Raw genomic sequence first — 25,313 nt, 5'->3', positions numbered from 1 at the left:
TTCATTACTAGTTTTTTAGAACCAAATCTCTATGAAGCATCTTCAAATTTATAGGATAAAGGGCCTGTTTCTGTCTTTGACATAAAAAAGCTAGACTGGTATATTTATGATTAATTTTGTATCACCATTAGATTTGCATAAGGAGAGGTTCATCGTGAAGAGAGGGAAGTTGTACCTGAAAGTGGCGGCGGGCCTGTTTAGCGTGCTGCTGGTCGGCAGTACGGTAAGCATGACGTCCAATGCTGAAGCGCTATCTCCACATGGCGTGAAGACTTTGCATCCTGAGGGAGCTATCCAGTCTACAGGACCCTGGGATCTCGGCGTACGGTCAGGTGACTTTGTTTATGTTGCCGGCATGCGGGGGATTGACCCTAAGACAAACAAGCTGGTTGCCGATGAAGAGGGGCGGATTCGTCAAGCCTTTCTGAACATGCAGCAGGTTGCTGCATCGGAGGGAGCTACGCTGCGTGATGCAACGCGCCTGGTTGTGTATGTCACGGATATGTACAGATACCGCCCGATCGTCAATAAGATTCAGGAGGAGCTATGGGGATCGGGCCCTTACCCGCCGCGTACGATCATCGAAGTGGATCGTCTGAATCAGGACGATATTGTAGAGGTTGAAGGCACATTCTATGCGCCCAAGAAAAATACTACCCCGCTGATTACGTTCAATAACGTATCCTCGAATGGCGTAGTCACCCTGTCTCCTAAAGGCGCTATTCAATCTACAGGACCTTGGGATTTGGCCACAAGAGCAGGTGACAATATTTATGTTGCCGGCATGCGCGGCATTGATCCGAAGACGAACAAGCTGGTTGCCGATGAAGAGGGACGTATCCGCCAAGCTTTCTTGAACATGAAGTTGATTGCAGAATCTGAAGGCGCATCTTTGCGTGATGCCTCCCGTCTCGTAGTTTACGTGACTGACATGTACAGATATCGCCCGATTGTGAATAAGATTCAAGAGGAGCTATGGGGCTCAGGTCCTTATCCGCCGCGTACGATTATTGAGGTAGACCGGCTTAACCAGGACGACATCGTTGAGGTCGAAGGCACTTTTTACGCGCCAAAAGGTAAAACAACCAGTATAAGCAGTGATGCTTCGGTATCCCCGAATGGAGTCAAGACTCTATCTCCAGCTGGGGCCATTCAATCTACAGGTCCTTGGAATTTAGGAACCCGTGCAGGTGACAGTATTTATGTTGCTGGCATGCGCGGCATTGATCCGAAGACGAACAAGCTGGTTGCCGATGAAGAGGGACGAATTCGCCAAGCTTTCTTGAATATGAAGCTGATTGCAGAATCCGAGGGCGCAACCTTGCAGGATGCTTCGCGCCTTGTAGTTTACGTAACGGATATGTACAGATACCGTCCAATCGTAAACAAGATCCAGGAAGAGCTATGGGGCTCAGGTCCTTATCCGCCTCGTACCATCATCGAAGTGGATCGGCTCAATCAGGACGATATTGTGGAAGTCGAGGGGACTTTCTACGCACCGCAAGATAAATAAGTAGATTATAGATAGAGTGGATTTAGAAGATTTAGAGGGAGAGCCGTTAGGCTCTTCTTTTTTGTTTTTGGCTCTTGGCTATGAGAAAAGAAATTGCGGCGAGCTAAGGCAAAGAAGCCTGCGGCGGCTGCCGCAGGCTTCTTTAGTAAGGGATAAGGAAAAAAATTACAATAGAGCACGAATACTTAAGGTTACTTCTATGCCGCTTGGGATCTCTTTCGTTTCAGCGATTGCCCAGTTAGCGGCCAAGGAGTTCTGCAGCTTGGCATATTGTTCTTCGGTCAGACGCACACCCTCGATCCGGCCGTCGCCCACCTCAAAGTCTGTCTCGGAATGGAGATGAAAGGCTTCCTCCAGCCAAATTTTAAGTCCATTTCTTGTGTTGAAGGTGATGCGGTATCCTTCAAGAACAGCCTGTTCCAGCTGCTCCCCATGCTGTTCTGCATAAGTGAACAGCTCGCCGTAGGCGTAATGCTCCTCTTCCGCAGCTGCAAATGCAGAAAGATCCTTGGACTTTACCGCCTGAAGAAGCTCTGTCTGACCGATTCCGGATTTGCGGGCATGCTCAAGCAAAATAGCTGTGTGCTGAGAAATTTTAACCTGTTCCATGATTAGCACTCCTTTAATTGTTATTGATCATGCAGATGGCAGGCCACGAAATGATCAGGGCCAATCTCGGTCCACTTAGGTTCTTCCTGACGGCAGCGGTCTGAGGCGAACGGGCATCTGGATGCGAATTTGCAGCCATGCAGATGATCCAGCGGACTTGGCAGCTCTGCGGTTGCCAGCGGGATGGAAGCGGTTCGCACTTTAGGATCCGGCACGGGAATCGCAGCCAGCAGCGCTTCAGTGTATGGATGAGCCGGATGCTCGTAGAGCTCGTCGCTTGGAGCCACCTCGACCAGCTTCCCAAGGTACATGACACCGATCCGATCGGAGATATGACGTACCATGGACAGATCATGGGCGATGAACAGATAGGTAAGGCCGAATTCGGCCTGCAAATCTTCGAGCATATTGACGACCTGTGCCTGGACCGATACGTCAAGGGCCGATATAGGCTCATCACAGAGGATGAATTCGGGCTTCACGGACAGCGCTCTGGCGATGCTGATCCGCTGCCGCTGGCCTCCGCTGAATTCATGCGGATAACGATCCGCGTGCTCGCTCTTTAGGCCAACCTTGTTCAGCAGTTCCAGCACTGTTTCGCGGTTCTCCTGCTTATTTCTGAACCCGTGAATCTCCAGCGGCTCACTGATCAGCTGTGTTACGGTAAGGCCCGGATTCAGCGAGGAATAGGGGTCTTGAAAGATCGTCTGCATCCGCTTGCGGAATGGCTTGAGCTGACGTTCATTCAGCTGGGCCACGTCTTGTCCGTCAAAAAGAATAGAGCCGTCAGTTACATCATACAGTCTGACAATACTTCGTCCGGTCGTAGATTTGCCGCAGCCAGATTCGCCGACAAGGCCAAAGGTTTCACCCTGGTTGATGTGAAAGTTGACATCATCGACTGCCTTGAGCAGGCCTTTCTTTTTGCCGAGCGCATTTCCGGTAGCCGGGAAATATTTCTTGAGCCCGCGGACCTCCAAGAGAGGCTTATTGTTCATAGCCATGCTCCCCTTTCATAGGCTTGGTGTCATTGCCTTCCACATCCTGTCCGATCCAGCAAAGGGAGCGGTGGCCTGCTTCTGCCTCTACATAGGCGGGCATGCTTGCACAAATGCTGCCAGCGTAAGGACAGCGTTCCATGAAGGGACAGCCCGGAGGAGGCGCAACCATGTCGGGCGGCGTGCCCTCAATGGCTGTCAGGCGCTCTCTTGAGCCTGCTGCTGATTTGGGAATGGAGGCCAGCAAGCCTTGTGTGTACGGATGAAGAGGATGCTCGAAGATCTCCTCGACTGTGCCTTCTTCCATGATCAGCCCGCCATACATCACGATGACCTTTGTACATACTTGAGCCACCACGCCCAAGTCATGGGTAATTAGCATAATCGCCGTCTGGGTTTGCTCTTTGAGCTGCTTCATCAGCTCCAAAATTTGGGCCTGAATCGTCACGTCAAGCGCGGTCGTCGGCTCATCGGCAATCAGCAGCTCAGGGCTGCAGGAGAGAGCCATGGCAATCATGACCCGCTGGCGCATTCCGCCGCTGAATTCATGCGGGTATTGATCGATCCGCTGCTCAGGCGAAGGAATGCCTACCTCACGCAGCAGCTGGATCGCCCGCTTTCTGGCTTCCGCCTTGCTCACCTTCTGGTGGCGCAGAATGACCTCAGTCAGCTGCTTGCCTACCCGGATTACGGGATTAAGAGAGGTCATGGGGTCCTGAAAGATCATAGAGATCCGGTTCCCGCGGATGGTCCGAAGCTCTTTTTCGGAGAGGCTTAACAGGTCTTTGCCTTGGAATAATACTTGGCCTTCCGTAATTTTGCCCGGAGGGCGGATCAGTCCGATGATCGATTTGGCAGTTACACTTTTGCCGCTGCCGGATTCTCCGACAATTCCAATAACCTCTCCTTGATGCAGGGTAAAGTCAACGCCACGGACGGATTGAACTTCCCCCGCTTGGGTGGCGAATGAAGTCTTCAGATTCTGTACTTCTAATAATTTAGTCAAATCGGTTCACTCCGGTTTCTCCATCATACTGCCGTCTTCCAAGCCTTAGCGTTTGTTCGCCTTCGGTTCAAAGGCCACGCGGAAGATATCTCCAAGGAAATTGAAGGACAGTACGGTTAATAGAATGAATAAGCCTGGAAAAATAGCCATGTAAGGCGCGTCGCTAATAAAGCCCTGAGCGTCGTTCAGCATGCTGCCCCAGGAGGAGTTCGGCTGCTTGATGCCCAGCCCCAGGAAGCTTAATGAAGATTCCATCAAAATAGCAGAAGCGATGTTAATGGTAGCAGACACAATAATCGTAGGCATAATACTAGGAATAATATGCTTCGTAATAATCCGGAAGGTACTCTGCCCGGAAACCTTGGCATACAGCACATACTCCCGCTGTTTCACAGAGAGCGTCTCGGCGCGAACAATCCGAGAAATACTCATCCAGCTCAAGATGCCAATAATAAACACGATGGTGCCGATCCCAGGTCTGAGGTAGGCGTTCAGGATCAGCATCAGGAAGAACGATGGGATAGACATTAGGATATCTACAATCCGCATGAGTAAATTATCTATTTTACCGCCAAAATAGCCAGCAACTGTCCCCACAGCCGTGCCAAGTGTAACTGAAATAATCATGGACAGAAAGCCGACGCTTAGCGATACTCTTCCGCCATATAGCGCTCTAGCAAAATAATCGCGACCATAATCATCCGTACCGAACCAGTGAGCCGCACTGGGGCCCTGCAAACGCTCCATAACGACAATCTTATTGGGATCGTTCGGGGCCAGGAATGCGAGCAAGGCTGCCAGAACGAAGATGCCGAGGACAATCAGCGCGGCTATTCCGGCCTTCTGCTGTTTGAATTGCGCAATCATCGTGCGCCATCTCAATGAATTCATAGTAAAGTCACCCCGTCGTCTTAATGCGCGGATCTACCACGCCATATAGAATATCTGCAATCAAATTCCCGATGACTAGCATTACAGAGGTCAGCATGGTAATGCCCATAATGACTGGATAATCAAGCCCGGTAACCGAAGTGATTCCAAGCGACCCCATTCCCGGCCATGAAAATACAGACTCCGTAATAAAAGCACCTGCAATCAGTTCAGGCAGCGACATACCAAGGATTGTAATCACGGGCAGCAGCACATTGCGGAAGACGTGGCGCCACAGAATGGTATTGCGGGAAGAGCCGTAAGCATATTGAATCTGGACGTAATCTTCCTCTAACTCACTGATCGTGCTGGAACGCACATAGCGCATATAAACCGAGATGTTCATAAAGCACAGAACCGTTACCGGCAGAATGCCGTGCTTGATGATATCGAGGATCGAATCTACCCCGATGGTCCGCATCCCCATGCTAGGCAGCCAGTGCATTTTGAAAGAGAAGAAATAGATGAGCAGAATCCCGAACCAGAAGCTTGGAATCGAGATTCCAATATAAGAGAACAGGCTCAGCACTTTGTCCACCGGACGGTTCTTGCGCGAACCAGCGTACATGCTTAGCGGAATGGTAATGATCAAGGATAGAATCAGAGCGGTGCCCATCAGGCCAATGGTTGACGGTAATCGTTCCACAATCAGGGTCAGGACTGGACGGTGGTTGATCAAGGAATAGCCGAGGTCCCCGGTGAATACATTTTTTAACCACAGAAGGTACTGCATCACAACCGGCTTATCGAGCCCGAGGTTCTGCCTGATCCGCTCGACATCCTCAGCATTCATGTTCGGGGTCACGAAGGACAGGACAGGATCGCCGGGAGCGAGCTTGATCAATGCAAAGGATACGATAGAAATGAAAAAAAGCAGGGGAATGGCCTGCAGTACCCGCCGCAAAATATAGCTTTTCAAGAAGCTTCCCTCCTAAATCAACGCCGGCCATAGAAGGCCGGCGTTAACTGTGTTTGCTGTTTACTTTTTATAAATCTTGGACAAGTCTTCAAGCATCACGACCGGTTTAGGAAGAGCTTCTTCTACACCGCCATAGGAATTATCAATCGCCACAATGCCTTGGGTATAGGCGATCGGATAAACCGTCATTTCGTTAGCTACCGTCTGTTGGATCTGCTTATACAGTTCGGCACGTTTGGTGTCGTCTGTCTCCACTGCGGCTTTACTCCACAAGGCGTCGAAGTCGGCGCTCTTATAATGAGAGTAGTTATAGGCCTCGTTGCTCATGTACAGCGATTTGTAAGCGTCAGGTTCATAGCCCATGATGTATCCGCCAAGGGACAGATCATAGTCCTTGTTGTTCATGTCGAGCGATTTATTGCCAAATGCAGTTATATCCATCGGCAGAAGTTCAACCTCAATGCCAGCGTCCTTAAGCTTTTGCTGAATATACAAGGCTTGGCTTTCTTGCGGCTTGTTGGTATTTACAGATGCCAGACGCAGCTTCAGGTTGCTGACCCCTGCCTCGCTCAACAGTTGTTTGGCTTTGTCGAGGTTATAATCGTATTTCTCAACATCTGTAGTCTGGTACAACGTATCTGGTGTAAGGATCGAGGCTGCTGGTTCTGCAAATTCAGCAGAAGAATAGGAAGCCGTGATCATCTCATTCTTGTCCAGTGCATATGCGATAGCCTGACGGACTTTAACGTCCTGCAGGGCCGGAACATTCAGATTAAACACCATGTACTGCAGACGGCCTTCTGGGTAAACCAACATGTTGAACTTTCCGGTATCCTTCAGCTTTTGATAGTCTTGTGTGTCTACCATACGCATTTGGATTTCTCCGTTTTGCAATGCCAGGTTAGCTGCATTAGGATCCTTGGCAATCCGGTAAGTGACGCTGTCCAGATGGGCTTTACCTGCGAAATAATCATCAAAGCGTTCCAAGGTTACATACTCACCTGGGCGATACTCTTTAAATTTGAAAGGACCAGAACCTACAGGATTGTTGTTCTTGGCACTCTTCTCAATATCAGCCTCGCCCTTGAAGATATGCTCAGGGATAGGGAATAGCTGTACCAGAGCACCGTCAAAAGCAGCGGATACTTCAGGCAGCACAATGTTTACGGTCAGGTCGTCGACCTTGTTAACCTTGACGGGCTTGCCATTAAAGACATACATGCTGCGGAATGGATTGTGCTGCTTCTCATCCAGGATGCTGTTAATAGAGAACACCAGGTCATCCGCTGTAATCGGCTGACCGTCATGCCATTTCAGACCCGAACGAAGCTTGATCGTATAGGTCAGATGGTCATCGGACACCGTTTCGCTCTCGGCGAGGACAAAGGTCTTCTTCCCATTGTCAATATTGAACAGTGGCGCATACAGCGACTGATCTATGGTTAAAGTAATGCGATCTCCAGCGTAAAGAGGGTTTAACGCTTTTGGATCGTCCTGCATGGCGATGATTAGAGATCCGCCGTCCTTAGGCTGGCCGCTGTCTGCAGGCGCCTGGCTGGTATTACCGGATGTAGCCGTATTGTTGCTGCTGCCGCATCCGCTGAGGACAGCAATTATCAATAAAATAATTGCGGTAAATCCTAGCTTCTTGCTTTTCATTTGCTTATGTACCCCCATCATTATGTAGTGTAATTTCTAGTATATCTATTGGAATAAGAGAATTCAATGGTTTTTCGGAGTTGTTCTGTCGGGATTTGCAGAATACAACACCGTTTTTTACATTAAATAACCTTAACGAAATTGGGTAACCTAGAAAAAAATGAACAGCGAGGGGTTAGAAGATGAGAAAAAGACTTAGTGTGCTGGCTTTGGTGCTTGTTATTATGGCCCTATTGGCTTCTGCCTGCGGGAATCATAACGCTAAGAACAATTCCCAAGGCACCGATCAAGGGAAAACCTCTAAGCCTCAAAGCGCTCTGGAAGCTGTAAAAGCCAGCGGGAAGCTGCGCATTGGGACAGAAGGAACCTATGCTCCTTATACGTATCATGATAACAATGGAAAACTGACTGGCTTTGACGTCGAAATCGCACAGGAAGTCAGCAAGCGACTTGGTGTGAAGCCGGAATTTATTGAAACCCAATGGGACGGAATGTTTGCAGGGCTTGATGCGAAGCGGTTTGATACTGTATTTAATGAAGTTGCTATTACGGACGAGCGTAAGCAGAAGTATGACTTTTCAGATTCATACATTACGTCTAAGGCCGTGCTTATTGTTCGTAAAGATAATAATGAAATTAAGTCCTTTGCGGATTTAAAGGGCAAGAAGTCGGGTCAATCCTTGACAAGCAACCTTACGGCCATAGCTAAAGATAATGGGGCTGAAATTGTAGGCGTCGAAGGATTCAATCAAGCCATTGATCTGCTTACGTCAAGTCGAATTGATGCGACTGTGAACGACAGCTTGTCTTATCTGGATTTGAAGAAGCAGAAGCCGGATGCACCGATCAAAGTTGCTGCAGAATCAGCAGATGCCTCACAGAACGGAGCCCTGTTCATCAAAGGTTCGGATGATCTCGTTCAAGCGGTAAACAAAGCACTAGCTGAAATGAAGAGTGATGGAACGTACTTGAAGATTTCAGACAAATATTTCGGAGCAGACGTGTCCAAGTAAGCACCCATTCAGAGTACAAAGGATGTCTGAACGATGGATGACCGCAAGATACAAATATTTCTTGATTCTCTGCTGCCCCTGCTCAAAGCAGGGGTAACTTATACAATTCCCCTGACCTTGATTTCCTTCGCGCTTGGTCTCATTCTTGCTGTCATGACTGCTCTTGTCAGGCTGTCCAGCTGGACGGTTCCAAAGCTGATAGCAAAATTCTATGTGTGGGTGATCCGGGGAACGCCGCTGCTTGTGCAGCTGTTTATTATTTTCTATGGCTTGCCGACAGTCGGCATCACACTGGATCCTTTGGTGGCTGCTATTATCGGATTTACGCTAAGTGTTGGGGCCTATGGATCTGAAATTGTACGAGCTGCTATTTCGTCCATACCACAGGGACAATGGGAGGCGGCTTATTCTTTGGGCATGACCCGAATTCAGGCATTGCGGCGAATTATTCTCCCTCAGGCTGCCCGGGTTTCGATCCCTCCGCTTGGGAACTCATTCATCAGTCTAGTGAAGGATACTTCGCTTGCAGCGACGATTACCTATGTCGAGATGTTTAGAACAGCCCAGCAAATTGTAGCGACAACCTATGAGCCGCTCCTTCTATATACAGAAGCCGGCCTGTTCTATTTGCTGTTCAGTACGGTGCTCTCCGGGCTGCAAAATAATTTGGAGAAGCGGACGGCCCGCTACTCGGCAAGATAAGGAGGCCTTGTTTGTGATTAAAATACAGAACTTACACAAATCGTTTGGCTCCTTGGAAGTGCTTAAAGGTATTGATCTTACTTTGGAAGAAGGGAAGGTTCTTGTAATTATCGGCCCTTCTGGTTCAGGCAAGACGACACTGCTTCGCTGTCTGAACCTGCTTGAAATACCTACAGCAGGTTCACTTCAGGTAGGTAGTGTTGCTGTAAATTTCGATAAGGGCTCCAGACCTGCTTCAAGCCAAGTGCTTGCATTGCGCAAGCAGACCGGGATGGTTTTTCAATCTTATAATCTGTTCCCGCATAAGACAGCCTTAGAAAATGTAATGGAAGCGCAAATTGTCGTCCAGAAGAAGAGAAGGACTGAAGCCAGACAGCGCTCCATGGAACTTCTGTCGAAGGTAGGACTAAAGGATAAGGCTGACAGTTATCCCCATCAGCTGTCAGGGGGGCAGCAGCAGCGGGTAGGGATCGCTCGGGCAATGGCTATAGACCCGGAAGTGCTGCTCTTCGATGAGCCGACTTCAGCGTTGGACCCTGAGCTGGTCGGAGAAGTGCTCCGAGTGATGAAGGAGTTGGCTGCTGAAGGCATGACCATGGTTGTGGTGACCCATGAGATGAGATTTGCGGCTAACGTTGCCGACAGGGTTATTCTTGTGGAGGGCGGGCGGATTATTGAAGAAGGAACTCCGGAGGAAGTTCTGGAGCACCCCAAGAGCGATCGAGCCGCGCAGTTTCTACAGCGGCTGACTGCTGTGGAGTAACTGACAGGATTGCTGAAGATGAGAGGAGCCCGTTATGGGCTTCTTTACTTGTACTTACAACCATTTGACAATTCGCTATTACAGGCATAATATAAAAAAGTAAGCATTTATCTGATTATGCGGGTGTAGTTCAATGGTAGAATGCCAGCTTCCCAAGCTTGAGGCGAGGGTTCGATTCCCTTCACCCGCTTATTGATTAGATCAAAATCCCCTGCGGAAGATCCGCGGGGGATTTTGTCTATATAATTCCACACCAAGGAAGGTTGATCCCTCCCAGCCCAAACAGAATTCTACCTATCGAATCATCTTTACCCGCTTGATCGTCCAATAAGGAATGATTTGTTCTGAATTGTTGGTTTTGATTTTGATCGTATTGGGGTCATTGGTTTTCTCGCAGGTGCCGGACAAAAATTCGCCGCTTACGAGATGTATGTTAACCTGGGAAGAGGTTCCCATGGCGGTTTGAAGGATCGTTCTATTCATCTTGTCTATCTCCTTTTACTTAATGGACAAGCTAATATTATCATCGGTTAAATTCCCTTTTTCTTTTATAGCCTACTAAGACGGATAGTTCTTCTTAAGATTCATTTAAACCGCTGTATACAGATATAAGCAGATATAACAAAACTGAAATCTTTTTCCTAAGAGATTACCTATTATGTTACTCAAGTGAAGCTCCCAAGGGTCCTCTGAGGTTTGTAGGAGCATATTTATGATCGCCATTTGTCTTGTCACAAGATACTACCTATAGTACGATCGGAACTGAGGTGAAGATAAATGACAGCACATTCCAACCAGGTTGGTGTATTGTTTGTATGTTTAGGGAATATTTGCCGGTCTCCTATGGCTGAGGCTGTATTTCGCCACTTGGTTCAGCAGGAAGGACTAGCTTCTTATTTCAAAATAGACTCTGCCGGAACAGGCGATTGGCACACAGGAAAGCCACCGCATCAGGGTACGCGCGGAATATTGGATCAGTATGGCATTTCTTATGAGGGGATGTTGGCGAGACAGGTAGCGGAGCAGGACTTCACGGACTTTGACTATGTGATTGCCATGGACGATTCGAATGTCAGCAATTTGAACAAGCTGATGCGAGGAACCGGCGTTAAAATGATCAAGCTGCTTGATCTAGTAGCGGATGCTCCGAATAAGAATGTTCCCGACCCTTATTATACTGGGAATTTTGAAGAGGTTTATGAGCTCGTAGGGAAGGGCTGCCGAGCTTTACTTGAACATATCCGGCGGGAACGCAAGGAAGTATTGGCGTGAGCAGATACAGTGCCGGAGCTTCAGGAGAAGACTAATGACTAAAGCGATTTTGATCTTTATCCTGGCCGGTCTTGCTGAAATCGGTGGGGGTTATTTGGTATGGCAGTGGCTTCGTGAGGGCAGGTCTTTATATATCGGCTTGCTTGGCGCATTTGCCCTTATACTTTACGGGGTCATTGCTGCACTGCAATCCTTTTCCTCATTTGGTCGTGTCTATGCAGCTTATGGCGGTATTTTTATCGTCTTGTCCATTGCATGGGGCTGGCTGATTGATAAGAAGACTCCGGATTTATATGATCTGCTCGGAGGATTGGTTTGCCTAGCAGGCGTAGGCATTATGCTGTATCCACGCAGCTGAGCTAAAGCGATGATCGGTCATTATTAGGCCAAGAGCAACAAGGTTTCTATGTGGTTTAATGAAAGCTGGGGAGGGGATTTTGTGGTTTTTGTACTCTCTACCATTATTATTGTGACGGGCAACATCCGAAGAATCTCATTTTATAAGTATTTGTTTTACCATAGTAGTTCTTGGAATATGCCTATTAATTATCTTCAGTAGAGGGAGCTAAGGGCTGGATCAGCTATTGAAGGTATAAGCAAAAGGTGCTTCTCCTAGTAGGAGAGGCACCTTTTGCTTTCTCATTATTTAAGCTCGTAGGGTAATTCAAAGGTCCAGAGGTCGGTTCCATTCTCTTTGGAATCTGGATCGTTCACTCCAAAATCATTGTCGTTAACAATAACAAGTGTGCGGCCGTTCACCAGAGAAATCCCTTCAATTTTTTCGTGAGGATATCCGAATTCTACCGCATCCAGTACAGTGCGTTTGACCGGAGACTTGATGCCTGCTTGCTGAAGCTCTGCAGAACTAAGCTGCTCCAGCGTTTTGCCCCCATGTAAGCTGCTGCTGTCGTACTGTCCCAAAATATTGGTAGCGTTAGATAGATCTGTAGCATAGATTCGCTTCAGTTGCGCTTTATCTCCTGCATTCTTGTCCCGCTCATCAATCAGCAGCGTATGTTCGTCCAAGGCATAGAGATCCGAGATCACAATGTCAGACTGCTTCAGATCCTTGAACTTGCCAGCATCTTCAGAGAGATACGCATATTCGGCTACAGGCTTCAGCGTGGCCAGTTCAATCTTCAGAATGCGAAGTGTACGGGAATTGTCTACCGATTTGTCGGGATTCCGGAGCGGGCTCTGCATGGCCATGAACATCCATTTGCCATCAGGGGTAATGCTTACCGCTTCGGCTCCGCGATTTTGACGGCGGTCCAAATACACGGCAGGCAGCACTTCCTTCAGGGGCAGCTCTGGCGATTTAAGCTCTGCGCCAATCCCCTTAGGGGCCAAACGCTGCAACAATGTTCCGTCTCTCATGACCTGTACGAGATATGGGCCATATTCATCCGAGATCCAGAAGGTGTCATCCTGCGGATTATAGGCTAAGCCTTCGGTATCCAGACCGTAAGGATCATAGGAGAGCAGCTGCTTAGCGGCGGCATCATAAGGAATCTCATCCCGGCTTTTTATATTTGGCAGCCCTGTAATTTTAGAACTTGAGGTTACAGAGTCCTTACCTGAGAGCTTAAGGGGAATTGTCTCCAAGATCTTGATCTGTCCTTGCTCCAGTTGAATTTTATAAAGGGTTGGGGTGTAATCCGGCAGCGGGAAAGTCCGGCGCGTCTTTCCATCTACTTCAACTTCACCATTAGGACCACGGTCACCGGTGGAGTAGAATATATTGTCCGGATCCCCAGGAATATGTACAAGAGAAGAGCCCAGCCCGAACTTAATGCCCTTAGCGAGATCAGGCTGCTGGAGTGTGTATTTTCCTGTGAGCTTGGGTTTATCGGTTAAAAATACGGTCCGGCTAGCTTCATCCCAGTCTACATATTTTTCGGTCAAATTGGCTACGTCCCGGATAGGTAAATATAGATGCTGCTCCTCGGCAATGGAGGAGGTTGATACCTGAACGGACTTCCCGTTCACCGTGTACTGCACCGTCGGTAATGCAGCCTCTGCATGCAGGGAAAATAAGGAGGTACTGGATAGCATTACTGCGGCTAAGGATGCAACCCATTTTGTTCTCAACAATGAAGACCCCTTTCTAAATAGAAGAAATGTATGTATTAGACTTCAATATATTTTAGGAATCCAGTATTAACGTAGAGTTCGCGTAAAATCAGCGTCATGTAAAATTTATTAACTTAGGATGAAATAAGACACAAAAAAAGCTGCCCCGCCTTCTTGGCTTGAAGCAGCTATATATAAGTTCTCGTAACTTCTATTACATCACTTTGATTCTTCGTAATGCAGCAAGCGTTCTAAGTTCTACATTAAAACGTTCTTTGTCATCTTCGCTCATGGACAGCAGAATTCCATAATACTCGTAAGGCGGCTCCAGCTGTCTTTGCCAACGTATTTCGCCAGGAACCTTGTACATTTCTTCTTCGAGCTGGAAGTGGATAACAGCCTTAATTCTGTGATCATTTGCGTGGAGATCGAGCTCTGTCCGTATTTTACAGCCAGTCTTGCTGATATCCATAAGCTCTACGGACGCCAATTTACCCGGCACCTGGATATCCCCGATGGAAGTGATCTCGATCCAGCATTCTAGCGGCTCTTCCATGGAATAACGAAAGGGTTCTTTTCTACGTGTTTGCATCATAAGGTGTTCCTCCAGCGATTGGGTATATAGGCCCAATTATAACCAAATACTGTGTCAAAAGGAACAGGGAAAACACCGATTTTGTAAAAATTATTCTTCTTCTGCAGCCTGGCGGGCGTGGTTATACAATTGCTCGTAGTAGCCATGCATAGCTATTAGCTCTTCATGAGTACCCTGCTCTACGGCATAGCCATTTTTCATGACCAGAATGCGGTCGGCATGCATAACCGTCGAAAGCCGGTGTGCAATCACAATGGTGGTTCTCCCGCTGGAGACACTTTGCAATGCCTGCTGCACCAACTGCTCGGTATGTGAGTCCAGATTCGCCGTTGCCTCATCCAAAATTAAAATTTTAGGCTCGAAGACTACAATGCGTGCAAAGGAGATCAGCTGGCGTTCGCCTGCCGACAGGCCGCTTCCTCTCTCTGTCAGCGGTGTGTCATACTGCTTGGGCAGCTTCATGATCATATCGTGTGCGCCGACAAAGCGGCAGGCCTGGGCGACTTTTTCCCGGGAAATATCTTGCTGGAACAACCGTACATTATCGAGAAGGCTGCCTGAGAATAAATAAGGCTCCTGCTGAATGAGCCCAACTAGCCGGTGAAGTTGCTGCTGAGGGATGTCCCGGATATCCTCGCCGTCAATTTCAATGCTCCCTTTATTAACATCATAGAAACGATTGAGAAGACTGATCATCGTACTTTTACCTGCCCCTGTAGTGCCCACGATGCCCACCATCTCACCTGGCTCCAGATGTAGATCAAGCTTGGGAATCACCGGCCTGGACGCGGTATAACCGAAGGTAATATTGTTGAAATCAATTCGGCCTTGAACCTCCTGCGGATCAAGCTCAGCTGCTGTTTCGGGTTCCGGATCCTTGATGTCGGGCTTGGTGCTGAAGATCTTCCAGATCCGATCCATGGAGACCATCGTTGACTGGAAGGTATTCCACTGCATCGTAATTTGGTTAATTGGCTGGAAGAATTGGCGAATATAACTGGTAAATGCGTAGAGCACGCCGACTTCCATTTGTTTGTGGAATACAGCCATACCACCAAGCCATACGACAAGCACCAAGGCGACATTCCCCAGAATGTCAAATGTTCGGTTAAACAGTACATTGGCTTTTACCTCACGCATGTTAGCCTGCCAGTAGCTCTGATTCTGCTCCGAGAACCGCCGGGTTTGCTCCTTTTCTTGGCGAAAGGCTTGAATCAGTCCCATCCCGGACAGATTCTCGGCAATGAAGCCAATGAGACGGGATAAGCGGCTTCGCGTGATCTGGTAGGCTTCACGCAAATATTTCCTGAACAGGAAGGCTGTCAGTGCAATGACTGGGAGAACAAGCAGCGAATACCAGGCAAGCGTGGTATCCAGCCGGAACATAAAGACAATGATCAGAATCAGGGTCATTCCATCCCGAATCAGGCTGAGCAAGACCTGAGTGAAGAACTGACTGATCGTTTCAGTATCGCTGGATACATTGGTTACAAGGCTGCCCCGATGGATTTTATCGAAATAGGACATCGACAGCCGGGAAATATGATGGAACAAGTCCTTGCGTATTTTAGCGACGATATTTTGGCCGGCGTACTGCAGCAGGTTATTCTGCAGACAAGTGAATAAGAAGCTGATCATGGAAATTCCAAGATACACGGAGGCAATGATGACTAGAAATCCAAGAGTCTGCTTTCCTGCTGCCAAGTGGTCATCAATTGCGACTTTGACGAGGTAAGGCTGAAGTAAGTCCGCCGAGATTCCGAGCAGCGCACAGAGGAAAATTCCCACAAAAGTAATGCGGTGGGGCTTCGCATAAGCCCAGACTGCTTTGAAGGCATCAGCGGATTTAGCTTTATCACTTCCCGCCTTACCTTTATGCACAACGGCTGATTCGCGATCAGTCATGCTGCAACCCCTCCTGTTGAATCCGATATAATGACGCATAAAGACCGTCAGTTTCTGCCATAAGCTCATGATGATTGCCTCGCTGGACGATACGCCCTTGATCCAGGACAAGGATTTCATTGGCATGACGAACGGTACTGATACGGTGACTAATAATGAGGGTGGTCTTGCCGCTGCGATCCTGAATCAGATTGTCCAGGATACCTGCTTCGGTTACCGCATCGACAGCGCTCATGCTGTCGTCTAGAATCAGGAGCTCAGGCTGTTTCATCCATCCGCGGGCGAGACTGGCCCGCTGCCGCTGGCCGCCGGACAAAGTAACCCCGCGCTCACCAAGGGGTGTATCAAATCCTTCGGGAAATGATTTAATGCTCTCTAGTAATAAAGCCTGCTGTGCAGCATATTCCACTTGCTCCAAAGGGGCACAACGGTTGCTGAACGCAATATTATCTGCAATGGTGGTGCTGAACAGGAATCCATCCTGCGGGACATAACCGATGCTACTACGCAGGCTGTCCAGCGTAACCGCCCTAACATCCTGGCCATTCATCCTAATAGAGTCAGCTGGGGGTTCATAGATGCGCAGCATCAGTTTGGCTAGTGTAGTCTTGCCACTGCCTGTCCGGCCGATAATTCCAATCGTATGTCCGGCTGGTACAGTAAAGCTAATCCCTTCAAGTGTCGGCTCTGCCGCCCCGGGATAGGAGAAGTTTAGTCCGCTGACTACAATATCCCCAATTTGCTCCAGCGGCTTTGCTCCCTCAGCATCTCTCACAGCTGGAACCTCGGCAAGCAGCCGGTTGACCCGCTCCAAGGATGCGCCGGAGCGCTGCATCATATTAATGACGTTTCCGATCTGCTGCAAAGGACCTGTCAGTATTCTCAAATAGAGGGTGAGCGCAACGAAGTTGCCTAGACTCATCTTGCCCTGAATGGTCATATAGCCTCCAACAAGGAGGGAAATTACTAGAGATATTGCTCCCAGAAAGGGGAGCAGGGCCTGAAATAAAGAGGAGAGACGCACTAGATGAAGCTGGGCAGAGCGGATGCCGTCCACTGTAAGATCAAAGCGTGATTGTGCGGTCTTCTCAATCGCAAAAGTCTTCGTCACGCGGATACCGCCGATTTGTTCGTCGGCCGATTCCGTCATGGTGGCTAGAGATTCCTGAACAGCCATGGAACGTTTACGGATACGGGGTCCGAAGTAGGTAACAAGAGAGGGAATGGCAATAAGCGGACAGACGCTGACAGCGATTAGCGTAAGCGGAATGCCGCTGAGGAACATCATCAGGATACAGGAGGTCACCAGGAAGAGCGCATTGGTTGTCTGGGTAACACCGAATGAAATAGCTTCCCTTACGGAGGTGACATCGTTCATCACATAACTTAGTAATTTCCCTGTACCCTGTTTGGAGAAGAAGTCTTCACTTAGCCGGGAGAACTGCGCAAAGATTTTGCCCCTTGTTTCATATTCGAAGCGTCTTCCGAGCCGCATGACAGTAAATTGCCCTAGCCCGAAGAGAACGGCGTAGGAGATAGCAATTCCCAGCAAAGCCAGACTGTAGCTTATGATGCCAGAGCGTCCCAGGGAACCGTCTTTCAGGCCGTCCGTAACGCTGCCAAGCACTTGTGGAAGCAATGCCTGATCTACATTAGAAGTAATGATGAGAAGGACTGCGGTTAAATACAGCCTCCAATTTTTTTTGATATAAAGTGTAAGTAATTCTGCATGTTTCAATGGCTGGATCCTCCGTATAGTAAGTTTGATTATATTAGTATCACGTTCCCTCCCTCAATTATTAAACAGCAATTTCGCAAAACCGAACCATATTCCCTACCTATATAAAATATAACATATTTAATTTTGCTTTCGTGCACGAGGTGTCTAAATCCCTATACTTCACAGAGGACTTGGAATTTTTTACAATTCGCAATAAAACTCTGTAATTGCATTAACAATTCTGTATGACAATGAACTTCGTAATACCAGTATGCTATGAAAAGAAGGGTGAGCTGATGAAGAAGAGTACAGCTATTCATGCGCTGATTCGCCTGATGAACCGTTTGTTCGGCATTTATTTTTTGATTAGCATTTTAATTCTATGTTTTGTCCTGGGTCTGGTCATTTTCTTTATTGGTAAAACCGCAATTTTGATCTTTCGGGAGGTATCCATTTTGATGGCTATACTGATCGCTGAAATTCTTCCGCGTTGGCTGAAGTCTCTTGTGAGACCGGTTCTAGACTTATTGGTGGGGATCCCTTCTATCGTTTACGGTTATCTGGGCCTGACAGTGCTTATCCCCATCCTCAGAAAGGTGCCCGGAGAGACGCTTGGGGACGGGCATAAAACGCCGCTGTCGTTTAGTCTACGGACAATTGCATTTTTGCTCAATCCTTCTAAAAACCAAGCAAACACATTTTTGACGACTGCAAGAAGATGAGGACGAATATATTTTTGTTGGCGAATATGTAGAGTTCTGAATGAGGAACATGCAAGAGGGACTTCCGAAAGCGATTCATTTGGTGTCACCTTGACACTACAACGTTAACTAGGAAAAGGTTGCGTGAACGTATAAACAAGTTTCAGCCAAGGTTTATCCGTAGGCGGCTTTTTTTATATGCCGTTTGGCAGCTATTAAACTATATCCTTATTCAAAATCCCAAAGATTCACCAACGAGGATAACCTTTATTCTCCCCGCCGTTCTACACATTCTTGTTTGGACGATGTAAGAACAGATACAATCATCTGTTTTACAATCTCCGCAAGCACCATTGATTAAGCAGGGCGTTTTTTGAGGCGAATGTAAAAATGGGCTGGACGAACACGAACAGCGGTATACATTAATGGGGGCCGCATATGTTCTGGCTCTTATAACTGCGTCTTCAGCGGTCTTGCAAACCTTATTCATCCCAACGATAGCAATAACACTTTTCGGTCCAAAGGTAATCGCCGCTGTTCGATTGCCCACACTGTCTATATTGACCAATATGCCATCTTCGCTAACGGCGTTAAAGCTCGTTAAATAGGTGTCGCACAAAAGAGATTGGCGCATGAGGTCATAACGTTCCTCCATTGTTTGCGCTTTATCACGATCAGTGATTATATAGCTGCCTTGACGTACTCGATTAAGAAGCCCGATTTCCTCAAGCGTGACTGACCCACCCCATGATACCGAAGAATGTTCCGGAATAAATGACAGAGCCTTTTCTACAGCTTCTATGGCGTTATCACAGTAATAAGCCTCAAACTTTCTGCTTTGCAGATTTTTAATAACCTTTGAGGCTAAAAGTCGATTTCTCGCTTTTATTGAATTTTCTTTCCCTTGCATTGTTTTTCCTCCATTCTGACGTTAGAAAAGGTGACTAACTTTGTGTGTTTATGATTAATATAGTATAGTAAAAAGAAAAAGTATGTTGCACGTGCAACGAGGATCCTCTCATGAACAATTTAGATTCCCTATGTCAATCACGTTTATTTTCGGGGATTTCCCCAAATGATATTCCCAAAATGCTTAAATGTCTGTCAGCCACACGGAAAGAATATGCAAAAGATGAGATGGTTGTCCGTGAGGGCGATTTAGTTGATGATGTCGGCATTATATTGCAGGGTAGCGCTCAAAGTACGAAATTGAGCGTCACGGGAAAACAAATTATTGTATCCCTCCATTATCCGGGTGGATATACCGCAGTTTTAACAGCGGCTAGCCGTGGAAGAAGATGCCCTATGTCAGTACAGGCAATAGAACCACTTGAGGTTCTGTTTATTCCTATCAAAAACATATTGAGCCGTTGTACGAAGTTATGTATGGCACACGAACAATTACTTGGTAATCTTTTTGATAGTATTGCAGAACGAGCGTTAGAACTGCATGACCGAAATGATTGTCTGATTATGCCTACTATTCGGGATAAGGTCTTAACTTATTTAACAAGAGTTATGCGTGAAACTGGAACAGAAACTTTTACTATTCCTTTTGATAGAGAAGCGATGGCTGAGTATTTAGATGTAGATCGAAGTGCTTTATCCAGAGAGCTTGCATGGATGAAGCGGGACGGCTTGATTGACTTTTATAGAAACGAATTTAAGCTATTGCAAAAAGCAGTAGAAAAGATGTTCACTAACCGGCAAGCAGGGCAAGTGTATTGACACATGCACATTTTTGAGATTTTCCCTTACGGGAAAATCTCAAAAATTGCTTGTTGGGGAGTGCCTTCCCCAAACCCTGTAACTTCGGGTTGATTTGGCCCGAAGCCAGGTGCTTCGCACCTCATGTTGCGGCATGTAGCTATCTCTCCATTTCCTTGTTTTATCTGAGCGTCCGTCAATCCCAAGAGTTTCTCGGTTTTTGGACCCACTTTGTTCTACTTCCATTAGGGATTGCTTCTTGGCAACCATTTCTTTGATTTACTCAAAAGGTACGACGATATCTCCAGAAATGGGGATATGTCTTTGACCGCTAGGAGAATCTAGCTGGGATTTCCTCATCAAGCTCCCTGAGGAAATCGATGTAGGCGGAGGTATTGGTCCTGTCCTGTTCAATTCCTTCTATATTCTGCTGCTGTCGCTGATCATCTCCATTCCGATAGGGATCGGTGCCGGAATTTATATGGCTGAATATGCGCCTGACAATAAATTTACTCAGGTGCTGAGAATTTGCGTGGAGACGCTGTCTTCCGTTCCTTCGATCGTATTTGGGCTGCTTGGCCTGGCGACTTCGCAGAGTATTTTGACATCGGCCTTACAATTCTTGGCGGGGCTGTCAGCTTGGCTGTCTTAAATCTCCCTATGCTGGCCCGCGTATCAGAGGAAGCGGTTCGCGCTGTTCCGCAAGATCTTAGGCATGCTTCTTATGCGCTCGGAATGACCAAGTTCCAAGTGATCCGTACAGTAGTTCTTCCCGTGCCGCTGCACGCCATCGTTACAGGAGTGTGGCTTGTGGCAGGCCGGGCCTTTGGGGAATCCGCAGTCATCATCCTGACGGCGGGGCTGAGCACTTCCGGTGAGACGCTCGCAGTTCATCTATGGTATGTACAGTCCCAGGCTATCGTAGAAGATGCAAGGCAGATTGCCGATAAGTCAGCTGCCGTTCTGGTATTTGTCGTCCTGTTGATTAACTTACTGTTCCGCATCCCACTTTGGTTCAACAACCGGAAATTAAAGCGCTAGCGCTTCCCTTCGGATTGGAGAAACTTTGAATATAAATCGAATTTTACGTTGTTAGCGAACCTGGATTTCATATAGAATTAGTGAAAAATCGGGGTGGTGATATTTAGATGGTCGATATGCAACAAGAAGGTGCTGCTAAGTTTTTGGAAGGATATAAGGTTTACATGCGTCCTATTGAGGCACAGGAGGCAGAGTTATACCTCAGCCTGCTTAACGACAATGAGGTTCGGAGATTAACGGGGACGAAGCCGGTTTTTGGGCAAGAAGCGACTCGCAGCTATTTGGAAGCCAAAAGACAGGATGCTTCGGAAGTGCTATTGTGGATTGTCGATAAAAGGACGGATGAACCTGTGGGAGATATCCAGCTGATGGATGTGGACCACAGTAACCGTTCTGCTGGCATACGGATTGCAATCACAACTGAGCATCAAGGGCAGGGGTATGGCAGTGAAGCCATGGATATTCTGCTTGACTATGCGTTTGGCGTATTGAATTTGCACCGAATTGAGCTCAATGTCTTTGATTATAATGAGCGGGCCCGGCATGTATACAAAAAGCTGGGCTTTGTAGAGGAAGGCATCCAGCGGGAAGCTTTATATTATAACCATCAATATTACGATTCTGTGATCATGAGTATTTTGGAGGATGAGTATAGACTGCGCAAAGCTAGAAAGCTATAAATGATATTGATAATGACCTTTCTGGAAAAAGACCCTGAATAAGGGTCTTTTTTTGTTGACGGCCTGTAAGCTTGTACATATAATGAAATTATTCAAATATTTGGATGGTTGCTAAATGATTGTTATGAGGGTGGTGTTTGTGTGAATGCTACAGCCACGATACGTACAGTCATGGAAGATTATATTCGAGACACTGATATTACGGTTAAGCGGCTCGCTGATCTATCCGGGGTTAACCGCGGAACATTTAGCGCCATCTTAAATAGGAATCCGCCCAAGCCGCTATCGGTTTCTCAGCTGGATAAGATTACGCAGGCTATGGGGCTTTCTGAAGGCGCACTTTACTCCCTGTTTGTGGATGAATGCTTTGTGCTAGTGGCTCCGAACTGGAGACGTCTTAGGCCATTCTTGATCCGGTGTGCCGAATTGGAGAAACTGGATGTCATCCGAGATATTTTAACCTGTCTGGCTGAGCGTTTGTCTCACAATCCGGCAGTATTTGATGCCGCAGAAGAGATGTTTCTCCGAGGGCATTATCCATCAGCCATTTTGTTATATGAGTACATCATAGAAAGCGAGCAATCAAGCCACTCAGAACGTTTGGCGATCAGCCACCTGCGGCTGTTTCAAATTTTCGAGAAGGATGGGCAGAAGTCTACAGAAACCGCCATGCGATTTTTGAATTATCGCAAGCGGCTGCCAGAGCCTTTGGCGCTTGACGGTTTGCTGATGCTGGCTGAAATGTATTATCTGAAGCAGCAATGGGGAGATATGGAGTTAATGACAGATGAGCTGATTGAACTATCGCAGGCGGTTTACAAATTTTCCGGAAGCGAAAGTCAAGAGTTATATCAGCCCAAATATCCTTTAATCTATTATTATGGACAAGCCTATTTGCTTAAGGCAGGATCTTTTGAGAATAGAGGAATGTTTAAACAAGCGAAGAAATGGATCGAACATTATAAGGATCTAAGCTGGTTTCAAGGTTTGAATGATCTAGGGAAATCGGCAGTTCATCTATTTAGCAGCTATGCGGAAGCAAATCTAATGTCCATTGAAATTAAAATGGGTAATGTTCAAGCTATTCCACGGTACATAAATTATCTAAAAGATCATCCTTCTGAAATTATGGAAGGTTTGGTCACTTTGTTGGAGTCCGCGCTAAAATACTCCTTTGAGATTGATAGTCTTCTAGAATTGTTCGCGGAAGAACTAGAGACATATAATTGTTTTAATCCTACAACTCTAAAAAAACAGTATAAAGAACATTTCAGTTTACGACGATACGAGAACTTTTGTAGAGTTTATTCTGAATATTGTTTTAAAACGATGAATTATGACGAAGGGGCTAAATATAATTTATATAGACTGAATATTTTGCTAACTACTCAAGACAAGGCTTTAATGGCCGACTCTATGCTTCTATTTGAGAGATATCGTGAATATGTCAGCACAGACCTTCAATATAAATATAATTATATTTGTAAGGAGGCTTGGGAACATGAAAAAAGTCAAACTGTTGCTATCGATGGGATTTCTGTTTGCAGTTAGTGTTTATAGCAGCCCGCTCATTACACTTTTAACTCATGGTGCTGGTGGGGAATTGAATTAATATGAAAAAGGGGGATCGTAAGATTCCCCTTTTTCATATCTTAACCAGTTTATCATTCACTCTACAGCAGCTTTTGCACATCGGCTTCAATAGCATCTGGCTCTGTCCGAGCACTGTACTGCCTGATAATATGGCCTTTACGGTCCACCAGGAATTTCACGAAATTCCATTCAATTTCACCTGTTCTATACGGTCCAGGGGTATGGTTCACTAAATAAGTGTATAGAGGATGGGCGTTCTCGCCCTTGACATCGATCTTGGAAAAGAGGGGGAAGGAAACTTGGTAGTTCAAATTACAGAATTCCTTAATCTCTTCCTCGGTACCCGGCTCTTGGCCGGCAAACTGATTACATGGGAATCCAAGAACGACAAGGCCCTGATCCTTGTAAGCATCATAAAGGCGCTGTAGTCCCTGATAATGAGGGGTTAAGCCGCAACGGCTGGCGGTATTGACGATCACTAGCACCTTGCCTTTGTATGCTTCTAGTGTCGTCTTTTGGCCATCAATGGTTGTTACTTGAAAAGAGTAAATTTCGGACATACTGTTCCTCCTTCATATAAATAAAGCAGAGCAGGGGAAATGAAATTCCCCTGCTCTTGCTCAAGCCTGTAAGTGAAATGATTATTTCTCTGTAAATGTGTTGACGATATCTGTGTAGCCTGGACGCTTCTGATCCATCATATTCGCACGGGTCCACAACAGCACTTGGGTGAAGTTCTTGTCGGATTCAAGAATGGTAATCAGGTAGCTGATCTTAATCTTATCCACTTCACCAGTAAGTTCGTATTGCATACCCTTCAGACCGTTAATAGTAACCTGTTTAGGTTCTGTTTGTTCTGGATTGGTCATGGACCCCTTCATGTTATCTAGGATGACCTTGTAGTAGTCATTCAGTGTTACATTGTCAGGGAAATCTGTCTTGCTCTCCCTAAGAACAACGATATAGTCTTCGCTAGCAGGAGCTGCTGCCTGAATATCCGCATCCGGAGATAAGTTTAATCCAGTACTCCAATTGGACGGTACTTTGACTTCAATGCTGTCGTCGCTGTTCTTCAAAGTTTGAGTTTTGGTTGTGCTATTCGATGCAGCCGGTGCGGTTGCAGTTGTATCTTTGAGCACTTTGAAGGATTCAATCACCTTCATGAAGTCCTCTTTACTGTCATCAAACTTTTTCTCGGAAGACCAGGTAACAATTTGATAGTATGAATTGCCTTTGCTTGTAAGTGCTGCTAAATAGTGCACTTTTACATTTTGAGCTAAACCGGAGAATTCGATTAATTTAGCTGGTTGTGAGTCAATGGTAATATCCTTTGTCTCGATCTCTTTATAGTTCTGAAGGGAAATTTGAATATTGCCCTGGAACAGTTTGTGGAAATCTTCAAGTGTCGCATTATCGCTCATATCTGCTTTGGATATTGGAGTCACTAGAACGTACTTATCCTTCAGACGCTGTGATGCTCCAATCAGGGCCATATTGTTAAGGGTGCTGTCCTCTTTCCAGCCATCTGGAAGGGTAATTTGGATACTGTCATCTGATGACTTTAGGACGTTGCCTTCATCCTTCTCTTCAGTCTTCTTGCTATCCTTGGCCGAAGTGTTGGCAGCGGCAGTGGTGTTGGTGCTGGTATCCTTATTGCTGTTCTTGCTATCTGACTTGCTGCTGCAGCCAGCAATCAGGAACACGGCCGCCAGAGTCAGAATCATAAGTTTGTAGTGCATCTTTTTTATTCTTTTCACTAAATTCTCCCTCTCTTGTATATCTTTTTGTCAGTCTCTAACTTATCATATTTGGGCTGAAATTACGGCATTAGGAGGTTTTTGATCGGAAAAATGAATCGATTAGCCCATGAAATTAGATGAAAAAATTCCAGTTTCCATTATTTATCATGACTAT

Annotated in this window: 24 protein-coding genes, 1 tRNA gene and 1 pseudogene; 11 read left to right on the top strand and 15 right to left on the bottom strand. The window is 46.7% G+C overall.

Annotated features, from left to right (window positions below):
• Positions 1-154 precede the first annotated feature (154 nt).
• Positions 155-1,513 (top strand): RidA family protein, encoded by a 1,359-nt coding sequence (locus DCC85_RS23190; RefSeq protein WP_199909935.1) that lies wholly within the window; start codon positions 155-157, stop codon positions 1,511-1,513.
• A gap of 165 nt (positions 1,514-1,678) precedes the next feature.
• Here the strand turns inward: DCC85_RS23190 and DCC85_RS17310 are convergent, their stop codons facing one another.
• The 6 genes from DCC85_RS17310 to DCC85_RS17285 are packed head-to-tail and all read right to left on the bottom strand — an operon-like array spanning position 1,679 to position 7,634.
• Positions 1,679-2,122: a hypothetical protein gene (locus tag DCC85_RS17310; RefSeq protein ID WP_108466697.1), complete on the bottom strand. Its 444-nt coding sequence runs from the start codon at positions 2,120-2,122 to the stop codon at positions 1,679-1,681.
• Between the two features lie 20 nt (positions 2,123-2,142).
• Positions 2,143-3,120, bottom strand: coding sequence for an ABC transporter ATP-binding protein (locus DCC85_RS17305; RefSeq protein ID WP_159081916.1), 978 nt, complete (start codon positions 3,118-3,120; stop codon positions 2,143-2,145).
• Positions 3,110-4,126 carry an ABC transporter ATP-binding protein gene (locus DCC85_RS17300; RefSeq protein WP_108466695.1) on the bottom strand — a complete coding sequence of 339 codons (1,017 nt, stop codon included), beginning with the start codon at positions 4,124-4,126 and terminating at the stop codon, positions 3,110-3,112. The genes DCC85_RS17305 and DCC85_RS17300 overlap by 11 nt, the downstream gene beginning before the upstream one ends.
• Before the next feature lie 45 nt (positions 4,127-4,171).
• Positions 4,172-5,017 (bottom strand): ABC transporter permease, encoded by an 846-nt coding sequence (locus DCC85_RS17295; protein ID WP_108466694.1) that lies wholly within the window; start codon positions 5,015-5,017, stop codon positions 4,172-4,174.
• Between the two features lie 7 nt (positions 5,018-5,024).
• A complete protein-coding gene (locus tag DCC85_RS17290) occupies positions 5,025-5,975 on the bottom strand; it encodes an ABC transporter permease (RefSeq protein WP_108466693.1) in 951 nt (316 codons plus the stop codon).
• Between the two features lie 60 nt (positions 5,976-6,035).
• Positions 6,036-7,634 carry an ABC transporter substrate-binding protein gene (locus DCC85_RS17285; protein WP_108466692.1) on the bottom strand — a complete coding sequence of 533 codons (1,599 nt, stop codon included), beginning with the start codon at positions 7,632-7,634 and terminating at the stop codon, positions 6,036-6,038.
• Positions 7,635-7,816: 182 nt separating this feature from the next.
• Here DCC85_RS17285 and DCC85_RS17280 point away from each other — a divergent pair, with 182 nt between their 5' ends.
• From DCC85_RS17280 to DCC85_RS17265, 4 genes are all read left to right on the top strand, one after another.
• Entirely contained in the window at positions 7,817-8,647 is an 831-nt protein-coding gene (locus DCC85_RS17280) for an amino acid ABC transporter substrate-binding protein (RefSeq protein ID WP_108466691.1), read from the top strand.
• A gap of 33 nt (positions 8,648-8,680) precedes the next feature.
• Entirely contained in the window at positions 8,681-9,349 is a 669-nt protein-coding gene (locus tag DCC85_RS17275) for an amino acid ABC transporter permease (protein WP_108466690.1), read from the top strand.
• Between the two features lie 13 nt (positions 9,350-9,362).
• Positions 9,363-10,112 (top strand): amino acid ABC transporter ATP-binding protein, encoded by a 750-nt coding sequence (locus tag DCC85_RS17270; RefSeq protein WP_108466689.1) that lies wholly within the window; start codon positions 9,363-9,365, stop codon positions 10,110-10,112.
• 119 nt (positions 10,113-10,231) lie between these two features.
• Positions 10,232-10,302, top strand: a tRNA-Gly gene (locus DCC85_RS17265).
• A 104-nt stretch (positions 10,303-10,406) separates the two neighbouring features.
• On the opposite strand, the gene DCC85_RS17260 is transcribed toward DCC85_RS17265, so the two are convergent.
• Complete coding sequence (locus tag DCC85_RS17260) at positions 10,407-10,595, bottom strand: hypothetical protein (RefSeq protein WP_108466688.1); 189 nt, start codon at positions 10,593-10,595, stop codon at positions 10,407-10,409.
• 294 nt (positions 10,596-10,889) lie between these two features.
• On the opposite strand from DCC85_RS17260, the gene DCC85_RS17255 reads away from it, so the two are divergent.
• Entirely contained in the window at positions 10,890-11,384 is a 495-nt protein-coding gene (locus tag DCC85_RS17255; RefSeq protein ID WP_108466687.1) for a low molecular weight protein-tyrosine-phosphatase, read from the top strand.
• A 34-nt stretch (positions 11,385-11,418) separates the two neighbouring features.
• On the top strand, positions 11,419-11,742 hold the full coding sequence (locus DCC85_RS17250; RefSeq protein ID WP_108466686.1) for a YnfA family protein: 324 nt from the start codon (positions 11,419-11,421) through the stop codon (positions 11,740-11,742).
• Between the two features lie 284 nt (positions 11,743-12,026).
• Here the strand turns inward: DCC85_RS17250 and DCC85_RS17245 are convergent, their stop codons facing one another.
• The 6 genes from DCC85_RS17245 to DCC85_RS17220 all read right to left on the bottom strand — a co-directional run bounded on the left by DCC85_RS17245 (position 12,027) and on the right by DCC85_RS17220 (position 19,288).
• A complete protein-coding gene (locus DCC85_RS17245; RefSeq protein ID WP_234414220.1) occupies positions 12,027-13,475 on the bottom strand; it encodes an esterase-like activity of phytase family protein in 1,449 nt (482 codons plus the stop codon).
• 196 nt (positions 13,476-13,671) lie between these two features.
• On the bottom strand, positions 13,672-14,052 hold the full coding sequence (locus tag DCC85_RS17240; protein WP_108466685.1) for a PilZ domain-containing protein: 381 nt from the start codon (positions 14,050-14,052) through the stop codon (positions 13,672-13,674).
• Between the two features lie 90 nt (positions 14,053-14,142).
• Positions 14,143-15,957 (bottom strand): ABC transporter ATP-binding protein, encoded by a 1,815-nt coding sequence (locus tag DCC85_RS17235; protein ID WP_108466684.1) that lies wholly within the window; start codon positions 15,955-15,957, stop codon positions 14,143-14,145.
• The gene (locus DCC85_RS17230; RefSeq protein WP_108466683.1) at positions 15,950-17,695 is read right to left on the bottom strand and encodes an ABC transporter ATP-binding protein; all 1,746 of its coding nucleotides are present in this window, start codon (positions 17,693-17,695) and stop codon (positions 15,950-15,952) included. Before DCC85_RS17230 ends, DCC85_RS17235 begins: the two co-directional genes overlap by 8 nt.
• A 538-nt stretch (positions 17,696-18,233) precedes the next feature.
• Positions 18,234-18,374: a hypothetical protein gene (locus DCC85_RS23745; protein ID WP_442789549.1), complete on the bottom strand. Its 141-nt coding sequence runs from the start codon at positions 18,372-18,374 to the stop codon at positions 18,234-18,236.
• A gap of 236 nt (positions 18,375-18,610) precedes the next feature.
• Complete coding sequence (locus DCC85_RS17220; RefSeq protein ID WP_108466682.1) at positions 18,611-19,288, bottom strand: lactate utilization protein; 678 nt, start codon at positions 19,286-19,288, stop codon at positions 18,611-18,613.
• 110 nt (positions 19,289-19,398) lie between these two features.
• On the opposite strand from DCC85_RS17220, the gene DCC85_RS17215 reads away from it, so the two are divergent.
• The 4 genes and pseudogenes from DCC85_RS17215 to DCC85_RS17195 all read left to right on the top strand — a co-directional run bounded on the left by DCC85_RS17215 (position 19,399) and on the right by DCC85_RS17195 (position 23,357).
• The gene (locus DCC85_RS17215) at positions 19,399-20,106 is read left to right on the top strand and encodes a Crp/Fnr family transcriptional regulator (RefSeq protein ID WP_108466681.1); all 708 of its coding nucleotides are present in this window, start codon (positions 19,399-19,401) and stop codon (positions 20,104-20,106) included.
• A 328-nt stretch (positions 20,107-20,434) separates the two neighbouring features.
• Positions 20,435-21,126, top strand: a pseudogene (pstA, locus tag DCC85_RS17205) (phosphate ABC transporter permease PstA); the annotation flags it as partial.
• 107 nt (positions 21,127-21,233) lie between these two features.
• Positions 21,234-21,806 carry a GNAT family N-acetyltransferase gene (locus DCC85_RS17200; protein WP_108466679.1) on the top strand — a complete coding sequence of 191 codons (573 nt, stop codon included), beginning with the start codon at positions 21,234-21,236 and terminating at the stop codon, positions 21,804-21,806.
• Positions 21,807-21,977: 171 nt separating this feature from the next.
• A complete protein-coding gene (locus tag DCC85_RS17195; protein WP_159081915.1) occupies positions 21,978-23,357 on the top strand; it encodes a helix-turn-helix domain-containing protein in 1,380 nt (459 codons plus the stop codon).
• Positions 23,358-23,479: 122 nt separating this feature from the next.
• On the opposite strand, the gene DCC85_RS17190 is transcribed toward DCC85_RS17195, so the two are convergent.
• Positions 23,480-23,959: a glutathione peroxidase gene (locus DCC85_RS17190; RefSeq protein ID WP_108466677.1), complete on the bottom strand. Its 480-nt coding sequence runs from the start codon at positions 23,957-23,959 to the stop codon at positions 23,480-23,482.
• An 81-nt stretch (positions 23,960-24,040) separates the two neighbouring features.
• Positions 24,041-25,156, bottom strand: coding sequence for a PsbP-related protein (locus DCC85_RS17185; RefSeq protein WP_159081914.1), 1,116 nt, complete (start codon positions 25,154-25,156; stop codon positions 24,041-24,043).
• Between the last annotated feature and the right edge of the window lie 157 nt (positions 25,157-25,313).

It is taken from the genome of Paenibacillus sp. CAA11, from assembly GCF_003060825.1.
In the GTDB taxonomy this organism is placed as follows: Bacteria; Bacillota; Bacilli; order Paenibacillales; family Paenibacillaceae; genus Fontibacillus.
The sequence above is the reverse complement of the archived record's forward strand: the minus strand, read 5'-3'. Positions and strand labels throughout refer to the sequence as shown.